Source organism: Haladaptatus sp. (assembly GCF_049589095.1).
Classification (GTDB): Archaea; Halobacteriota; Halobacteria; order Halobacteriales; family Haladaptataceae; genus Haladaptatus.
The window spans coordinates 1-7,328 of the sequence record NZ_JBAWAC010000158.1 but is presented as its reverse complement, the minus strand read 5'-3'; the positions used below and the strand labels follow the sequence as shown (position 1 = coordinate 7,328).

Below are 7,328 nucleotides of genomic sequence, written 5' to 3'. Positions count from 1 at the left end.
AGCGTGAAATACCGCGGGCACGACATCTGGGACATTCGGGACGGCAACAGCGACAGCGACCTGGAATGGATGGACGTGCGCAAATCGCTGCAGATCATCCATCAGGATCCGGGAAGTTCGCTGAATCCGAACCGGCGCATCGTGGCGATTCTCTCGGAACCACTTCGCCAGGTGAGTCCGGGCTTGAGCACGGGCGAACGCCGGGAACGGATTTACTCGCTCCTCGAACGGGTGGGGATGAACCCGGCGGCGGACTTCGCCGAACGCTACCCGCATCAGCTCTCGGGCGGGGAGAAACAACGGGTCGTGTTGTGCCGGGCGCTGTTGATGAACCCGGACGTGATCCTGGCTGATGAAGCGATCAGCGCGTTGGACGTATCGCTGCGCGTGGAGATGATGGACTTGATGCTCGAATTGCAGGAGGTGTTCGACACCTCGTACGTGTTCATTAGCCACGATCTGTCGAACGCGCGATATTTCACCGAGCACGGTGGCGGAAAAGTGGGCGTGATGTATCTGGGTCGGTTGGCGGAACTCGGCCCGGCCGAGCAGTTGATCGGCAGTCCGAACCACCCGTACACGTCGGTACTGCGGTGGGCGACGCCGGATTTGGGAATGGACATGTCGGTGACGGGCGACTTCCCGATGCGGAAAATCGACATTCCGGACCCGGTGAACCCGCCGAGCGGGTGCCGGTTCCACACGCGGTGTCCGGAAGCGCGTGAGGTGTGCACGCGCGAGACGCCAGAACCGATGGACGTCGGCGACGCGTCGGTGTGTGCTTGTTTCCGCGTCGAGGAGAATCACGAGTACTGGAACAGTCCGCCCATCGAAGACGCCGAGGAGGGCGATATCGACATAGAGGGAAGTCAAGGGACGTCCAACGCCGATTGAATTCGTGGACTCGGACCGACGGAGTTGGTTTTTGGAGAGTTGGAACGACTACACGAGCGATGATCGGATTAGATCCATATGGCGACATGAGATTTATCAGTGCCAGATCGGACGGAGAGTTTCGGCGAATAGCGAGAAGACACGTTATTCGGGTTGGGCTTCAGAACGAGCGCGGTCAAAGATTGCCTGACGAATCCACATTCGCTTGTCCCGTTCGGATGGGAACGTCAGGTCCATATCGTCGAGTGCATCCTGGATGTGGAGATAGAACTCCATCGAGTCCTTGATCGATTCGGAACGGGAGTACGTGGGTTCTTTCGTTCCCAACGCTTCGTCGAAGCGCTCGATAAGATCGTCGTCTTCGCCGATCCAGATTCCGACGGTATTTCCGGGCATACTGACAGCCACAGACCGGGCAGGAATAAACCTTACAGGTCGGAACGGTGAATCACAGTCGTTGCTGCACTGTCGAGGGGCGGCCGGTAGTGACGACCACGATGGACCTCGTAGACAACCCAATAGAAAGTCGTCCGACGAGACGGTTGCGGGTCCCCATCGATCAACGGCTGGGTGCCAGCGACCGACGAGTCGAACAGTGCTGGTTAAGATAATAACGACTCGGTGACTGGCGACGAATTAATGACCCCACTCGTTTGCCAGTGTGGCCAAACCCCTTGTAGGACGCCCCTAAAAGAGAATATGGATGACAATTTTGTACGACAATTTCGAGGGAGATGACAGACGATTGGGGTGCAAAACATTTATAATCAATGTCCCCGTTAGACGACCGAACCAACACGAACGACCGCCCCGAAAAAGCCCGAAATGGACTGCAAGGCTGCAAGGGAATTCTGCAAGGCTCGACGAACAATTCCTGCAAGGACGCGAGAGAATCGCAAGACGTGATCGGGGTTATTGTTGTCCCATAAAGGGAGATTAGTTCGCTTATCACAGAACGTGGGACAGCTTAATATGCTCTGCGTGAGATGGAAAATCATGGTCGAAGAGGGAGCCGAACGGACCGTCGTCAAGACACACATCCCAAAATATCAGAAAGAACAGTGGCGATCCGAGGCCGACGAACTCGACATGAGCCAGAGCGAATTCGTCAAGGCGATGGTTCAAGCCGGTCGGCGGGGGTTCGAACTCGATCCCGGGGAAGGCACTTCTAGCGACTCGACCCCTAGGGGTGACGACCTCGAAGAGAGGGTGCTCGAAACCCTCGCAGAGGAGGGAAACCTGTCGGGTGACGAACTGATCGAACAGCTCATGGGGGACTTCGAGGAGCGACTCGACGAAGTGCTCAGCGAACTCCAATCCCGGAACCGTGTTCAGTACAGCGTGCGGCACGGAGGGTACGTGCTAGTCGAGGGAACGGATGGCGGCGAGTAGCCCCACCGATCCGAACCCCGACGACCCGGTGGGGTACTTCCTCCAAGACCTCCTCTATCACGGTAAGAGCGAGCGAACGCGAGACGCTTACGAACGCGTTTTACGACGGTTCGAGGCGTTCATCACCGACTCCGACCGGAATCCGTCGGGCCGGTCAGTCGCCCCCGGGGAGGCGACACAGCGTGACTGCATGGCGTGGATTCATACCCTGCGGGGGAAGAACGCGGAGAGCACGATCGCGACCTACGCGGCCTATCTCCACCGGTTTTACGCTTACATGACGCAGGTCGGCGCGTTCGAATCGAATCCGATGGCACTCGTGGTCGAGGAGATGAACGAGTCCATCGACAAGGACCCGACTCGGCGCGAGATTTCGGTCGCACAAATGCGGGAGTTCGTGGACGGAATCTCCCACCCGTTGGAGCGGGCGGTCGTCTGCACGCTATTGAAGACGGGGATGCGCGTCGGCGAGGTGAGTAACCTCGACGTGCGGGACGTGAATCTCACCGACGAAGCCATCCAGTCGGCGTACGACCTCGGGAGACGGCCACAGCTCGGTGGCCGTCCCGACTCGATCTTTATCGGAGCGGACGCGGTTCGCGGGAACGTCGTCAATGGGGAGGAACGAACCGCTTCGAACAAGCGAAAACGGGAGACAATCGTCCCCGTGGACGACGAACTCCGAAAGGTACTCCTTCGGTGGTTGGCGATCCGGCCGGACTCCCAATCGCCCGCTGAGCCGCTGTTCGTCAGTACGAGCGGCAATTGGGGCGAGCGGCTCACGCCGAAGATGGTCCGGAACATCGTGGAACGACACGCCCGCGAAGCCGGATGGTATCGGACCGGCGGCGGTGCGGAAGAGAACGTCACCCCCCACTACTTCCGGCACTTCTTCACCACACATCTCCGCGACCGAACCGGCGACCGCGGTATCGTGAAATACCTCCGCGGCGACGTGGCGAGCGACATCATTGACACCTACACGCACAACTGGGGCGACAGGGTCCGAGAAGTGTACGAGGAGAACATCTACTCGCTACTGTAACCGTCCTCGCTGCCCGAGCAAGGTATTCCCGTTCCCGCAAACCGCCACACTGGACAGTCGATTCGTAGCGATAGGACCTACTTTTACATGATAACATCCCACATGATTTTTCGCGGACCGAGGATCCTCTCGGACACATAAATCGTATCTCGCTATATCAAGAGTCCGGGGAGCGGTTGGGGGGAGTGGTATTTTTCCATCATCTTCGGCGGACGAAAAAGGTGGAACCGATGACAGGAGACGACGATTGCCGAAATATCTCTCGAACGCTGCAGCAGGAGTAGTATGAGAAAATATTTAGCAGAAATGATCTGTGCGAACCGATATGGGTAGTGTCATGTTCAAGTCGGCACTGCTGGGGGCCATTATCGGATTTTGCTGCGGTTTGGTTTTGTTCGGAGTACTCGGAGCGGGTGTCGGTTTCCTGTTCTGCGGTGTCGTCGGCGTTCTGTTCGGGTCGTTACTGCTGAAGTCGATAGAGGAGGCGAATCGCAAAATCGTGGAGTTAGAACGGCGGGTCGAACGGTTAGAGAGCGAATAGGAGTGGAACCGACGGAAAATCAGCGAACGGTCTTATTCACGCCGGATTTCGGCGCGTTGTCCCTTCTCTATCGGCGCACCGACCGTGTTCCCCCACTCCACCCACGACCCGTAGTAGTTGCGTACGGTCTCGTAGCCGAGCAGTTCGTGTAGCACGAACCACGTCAGCGCGGAGCGTTCGCCGATCCGACAGTACGTGAGGATCTCGTCCGTGCTCTCGATACCCGCGTCATCGTAGATTTCGCGGAGTTCGTCCGCCGATCTGAATCGCCCCTCGCTATCGACGACTTGGCTCCACGGGACGTTGACCGCGCCGGGGATGTGGCCGCCGCGCTGGACGCCCTCGTTCCAGCCGGGCGGCGCGAGGATTTCGCCGCGGTATTCCTCCGGCGTTCGAACGTCGACGAGCGACGCTTCGCGTTCGATTGCGTCCATGACGTCGGGTTGGTCGGCGCGAATGGATCGGTTCGGCGCGGTTACGTGATACGACCGTTCCGTGAACTGGGGTATCTCGTCGGTGAGGGGTGCATCCTGGTCCACCCACCGGTCGCGTCCGCCGTTCAGCAACCGCACGTCCTCGTGCCCGTAGTAAGTGAGAAGCCAGTAGGCGTGGGCGGCGAACCAGTTCATCATGTCCCCGTACAGGACGACGGTCGATTCCTCGGAGATACCGAGACTTCCGAGTAGTTCCTCGAAGGCCGCTTTCGTCGGCACGTCGAACCTGGTCGAGTCCTGAAGTTGGGTTTTCCAATCGATCTTCAGCGCCCCGGGGATATGCCCCTCGTCGTAGTTGCTCGGGTCGATATCGACTTCCACCAATCGAAAGGAGGGATCGTCGCGCTGGAAGTCGTCGAGTCGGTCGATCACCCACCCGACGGAGACCAGCGCGTTGGTGGCATCGTTTGTCATTGTGGAACGTTACACCGGGAGCCGCATTAATCCCATGTTGCCGATAGATGGGGATTCATTCGAGCCACCTATCGGCTTCGTCCCCACCGGCATAGCGACGAACGAGTTGGGCTTCGGCCTGCCGAAGGCGATAGGAGAGCGTCGAACGGGGGATTTCGAGGTCATCGGCGATTTCGTCGAGCGTCGCCGCGCGCGGCCGCTCGTAGTAGCCCGCTTCGAGCGAGGCGCGGAGTGCGACTTCCTGTTCCTCGGGGAGCGAGACGGTGAACGAATCCTGCCGCCAGCCACTCGCATCGCGGAGGTGCCCCATTCGAAATGAGAGACCGGGACCGAGTCGTGCCCCGAGGTCGTCGTAGAAGACGCCGACGTTCCGGTCCGAGCGCATCAAAATCCGCCACCAGTGGGTCGATTCGCGGCGGCGGGTTTCGAATATCAACCCTGCCGGGAGATGTTTCCCCGCAAGGGTGTGAACGGACTCACAGCCTCGAATGTCCGTCAGATACGTGTAGAGGACGAGTTCGTTCGAGGAGCGTTCGAGCACGTCGTGATAGCGCGTCGCGTCACACGGTTGTGCGGTTATCGACTCGCCACAACACGCGTCGTCGAATCGAACCGCTTCGATCCGGTCGAGCGCGGACTGTGGCCCGGAGATGCGTTCGATTCGCCAAAACCGGTCTTCGGTCACGAATCCATCGAGCGAGTGTGCGACGACGGTCGGATGGTCGATGAAGACATCCATGATTGGGTCCGCACCCGGTTCGTATTCGATGGCAAACGTGAACTCCCGCATCTACGTCGAGGGAACTCCCGCGCGAGCAAAAAGACTGCCGTTGGCGATTTCAGAACAGCGCCCGTACGACGAACAACATGGCTGTGGCGACGACGAGCAGGGCGAGGAAAACGACGAGTATCGGTTTGTACCCCGTCGAGCGGAGTTCGTCGAGCCGGGTTTCGAGACCGAGACCGGCGAACGCGAGCAGGAACGCCCAATCGGACGCGTTCGAAAGCGACGTGATCTGCTGCCCGGAGAGGAAACCGAGGTTCGCGACGAGGAGGACCCCCAGAAATCCGAAGACGAATTTCGGGAACGTCCGCCAGAGGAACCGCCAGCCGCCGGGGACGTCGCCGTCGTTCGAGTCCGAAGCGTCGCCCGTCCGGCGAGCGTAGTACACAGCGTACGCGATTGCGGCGAGTCCGATCATCGAGTTGCGGGTGAGTTTCACCAGCAGTGCCCACTGCCCCGCTGTCTGCGAGAACGAGAATCCGGCGGCGGTTACCGGTCCCGTACTGAACATGGTCAGCCCCGCCCAGATGCCGAAGACGGTACTCGAAAGGCCGAGTGCGTGACCGACGGCCGGATAGACGAAGAGGGTCGTCGAATCGAACAGCAGGACCGTCGCGGCCGCGTAGGCGATGTGATTTTCCTCGACACGGATGCTCTCCGCGATGGCGACGACGGCGGACACCCCGCAAATACCGGAGCCAGCGGCCAGCAACGATCCGGTCTCCTCGTGAATCGAGAAGACGAGGCGTGCGAGCAGTTCGACGAGGAGAACCGTCGTCGTGACGGTGGCGACGACGAGCAGGAGGATGGTGGGTCCGGCGGCGACGACGCGGTCGAGCGCGACGCTCGCACCCATGACGACGATACCCGCTTCGAGCCAAACCTTGTGCGTCTCGACGCCGGGACGTGCCCAGTCCGGAACGCCGTATGTGTTACCGATGAGGAGACCGATGAGTATCGTGACGATGAGATAGTTGACGCCGGGAACGACAGACGTGAAAGCCCGGGCGAGGAGTCCGATGGTGAGGAGGGCGATGATTCCGGGAACGACGGTTCGTTTCATGGGTTACCACGGAATGGTGATGCCGAACGAGACGATGACGACGACTGAAAGACCGACACAGACCGCCTGCCAGTCGTTTTCGAGTTCGGTCCACCTGTGCCGGACGCGTTCGGAGATACTATCGCTCACTGTGGAAGATAGTCGGCACGGAACCGAGATACGAATTTGGTTGGCGCACGCCAAGGTTGGCACACGCCAACTGTCGAATCACCCGCTGAGTGATTCGACGGGGGGACGCGGTGAGTCGATGGAACGAACGCGGTGATCTATCGTTGGTCACTCCGGATCCCGTTCGATGTACCACGTCGTCCCGCCGCTGTATCCCCATTTGGTAATGGAAAAGTCGGACCCCGTCTCTCGGAATTGACGAAGCATCGCGCCGATCTCCTTCGCGGACAGATCGATGTCAACCGCGATCTTCCTGCTCTTGAAATAGTGGCCGCCGTCCGCGACCTCTCGCCGAAGATATGATTCTAGCATATCGCGCTTCGCGCTGACTCCTTGTCGGGGGTCGGATCGTGCTTCCATGGAAGGGGAAAAAACGCGAACGGTCATCAGGGATTTCCGAGATTACGGACTAGTTCTCCGGAAATCAGGCACAAATTCGCCCAAATTTATGCGCTCTCCGTTCTCGCACAGATGAGTGCTGAGCGGACCGACGAGATCATGTGGTCGTATTGACCAATCTCCCGATTAGATAC

10 protein-coding genes are annotated in these 7,328 nt (G+C 59.3%); 4 read left to right on the top strand and 6 right to left on the bottom strand.

The window, feature by feature from the left end; genetic code table 11:
• A partial coding sequence (locus WBV42_RS05420) for an ABC transporter ATP-binding protein (RefSeq protein WP_423985121.1) occupies positions 1–894 on the top strand: 894 nt, incomplete at its 5' end.
• A 144-nt stretch (positions 895–1,038) separates the two neighbouring features.
• Here the strand turns inward: WBV42_RS05420 and WBV42_RS05415 are convergent.
• The gene (locus WBV42_RS05415) at positions 1,039–1,290 is read right to left on the bottom strand and encodes a hypothetical protein (RefSeq protein WP_423985120.1); all 252 of its coding nucleotides are present in this window, start codon (positions 1,288–1,290) and stop codon (positions 1,039–1,041) included.
• Between the two features lie 600 nt (positions 1,291–1,890).
• Here WBV42_RS05415 and WBV42_RS05410 point away from each other — a divergent pair.
• The 3 genes from WBV42_RS05410 to WBV42_RS05400 all read left to right on the top strand — a co-directional run bounded on the left by WBV42_RS05410 (position 1,891) and on the right by WBV42_RS05400 (position 3,872).
• Complete coding sequence (locus WBV42_RS05410; RefSeq protein ID WP_423985119.1) at positions 1,891–2,286, top strand: DUF5805 domain-containing protein; 396 nt, start codon at positions 1,891–1,893, stop codon at positions 2,284–2,286.
• Positions 2,273–3,331, top strand: a complete 1,059-nt coding sequence (locus WBV42_RS05405; RefSeq protein ID WP_423985118.1) for a tyrosine-type recombinase/integrase — start codon at positions 2,273–2,275, stop codon at positions 3,329–3,331. The genes WBV42_RS05410 and WBV42_RS05405 overlap by 14 nt, the downstream gene beginning before the upstream one ends.
• A gap of 325 nt (positions 3,332–3,656) precedes the next feature.
• Positions 3,657–3,872 (top strand): hypothetical protein, encoded by a 216-nt coding sequence (locus tag WBV42_RS05400; protein WP_423985117.1) that lies wholly within the window; start codon positions 3,657–3,659, stop codon positions 3,870–3,872.
• A 32-nt stretch (positions 3,873–3,904) separates the two neighbouring features.
• Here the strand turns inward: WBV42_RS05400 and WBV42_RS05395 are convergent, their stop codons facing one another.
• From WBV42_RS05395 to WBV42_RS05375, 5 genes are all read right to left on the bottom strand, one after another.
• Positions 3,905–4,780, bottom strand: coding sequence for a sulfurtransferase (locus WBV42_RS05395; RefSeq protein WP_423985116.1), 876 nt, complete (start codon positions 4,778–4,780; stop codon positions 3,905–3,907).
• Between the two features lie 55 nt (positions 4,781–4,835).
• Positions 4,836–5,570 (bottom strand): helix-turn-helix domain-containing protein, encoded by a 735-nt coding sequence (locus tag WBV42_RS05390; protein ID WP_423985115.1) that lies wholly within the window; start codon positions 5,568–5,570, stop codon positions 4,836–4,838.
• A gap of 49 nt (positions 5,571–5,619) precedes the next feature.
• Positions 5,620–6,627 (bottom strand): YeiH family protein, encoded by a 1,008-nt coding sequence (locus WBV42_RS05385; protein ID WP_423985114.1) that lies wholly within the window; start codon positions 6,625–6,627, stop codon positions 5,620–5,622.
• 3 nt (positions 6,628–6,630) lie between these two features.
• Complete coding sequence (locus WBV42_RS05380) at positions 6,631–6,756, bottom strand: hypothetical protein (RefSeq protein WP_423985113.1); 126 nt, start codon at positions 6,754–6,756, stop codon at positions 6,631–6,633.
• A gap of 147 nt (positions 6,757–6,903) precedes the next feature.
• Entirely contained in the window at positions 6,904–7,155 is a 252-nt protein-coding gene (locus tag WBV42_RS05375) for a DUF7123 family protein (protein WP_423985112.1), read from the bottom strand.
• Positions 7,156–7,328: the final 173 nt, after the last annotated feature.